The sequence below is a fragment of the Planctomonas deserti genome, from assembly GCF_003067705.1.
Lineage (GTDB): Bacteria > Actinomycetota > Actinomycetes > Actinomycetales > Microbacteriaceae > Planctomonas > Planctomonas deserti.
This window is the reverse complement of sequence record NZ_QANL01000040.1, coordinates 1-752: the sequence shown is the minus strand read 5'-3', so window position 1 is coordinate 752 and position 752 is coordinate 1. Positions and strand designations below refer to the sequence as shown.

General features: G+C 70.5%; 1 pseudogene. It reads left to right on the top strand.

The features are described from left to right. Positions 1-564 (top strand): annotated as a pseudogene (locus DAI20_RS19400) (hypothetical protein); the annotation flags it as partial. Between the last annotated feature and the right edge of the window lie 188 nt (positions 565-752).

The window sequence follows — 752 nt, the reverse complement described above, 5'->3', positions numbered from 1 at the left end:
CTGGCGATGATGGGTACCGGCACCGCCCGTGGCGATGACCGCGCCCAGGCCGCCGCCGAAGCCGCGATCCAGAACCCGCTGCTGGACGACGTGAACCTGGCCGGTGCCAACGGCATCCTGGTCAACATCACCGCCGGCGCCGACTTCACCATGGCCGAGTTCGACGAGATCGGCCGTACCATCGATGGCTTCGCTTCCGAAGACGCCACCGTGGTGGTGGGCACCGTGCTGGACCCGGACATGCAGGACGAAGTGCGCGTGACGGTGGTCGCCACCGGCCTGAACCGCATCTCGGCCAGCAAGACCCAGCGTCCGGGCGAGCGCGCGCCGATCAAGCTGGTCCGCAACGCCACCACCGGCCAGCCGGAGTTCGGCGAGTTCGACAATGGCGGCGACGCCGTGTCCAAGGCTGTTGGCGGGATGGGCCTGGGCCTGCGTCGTGCCAGCAGCGACACCGCGGCAGCCTCCACCCCGTCGGCCCCGGCCGCTTCGGCCCCGGCTGCAGCGGAACTGCCGAACGATTACCTGGACATCCCGGCCTTCCTGCGCCGCCAGGCGGACTGAGCGGGGCTGCCCGGGGCTTGTCCTCCCCGGGTTGCGCCACCATGTCCTGAAAACGCGGGCGCCGGGCCAGGATGGGCCCGGCCGCCCTGCTTCACGCGCGTCCCAGCGGCGTGCCGGTGCGTCCTGCCGGTGGCTGCAACTGGCGTTTCAGCCAGGGTAGGGGAGTGCGCGTGTTAATCTAATGTGTC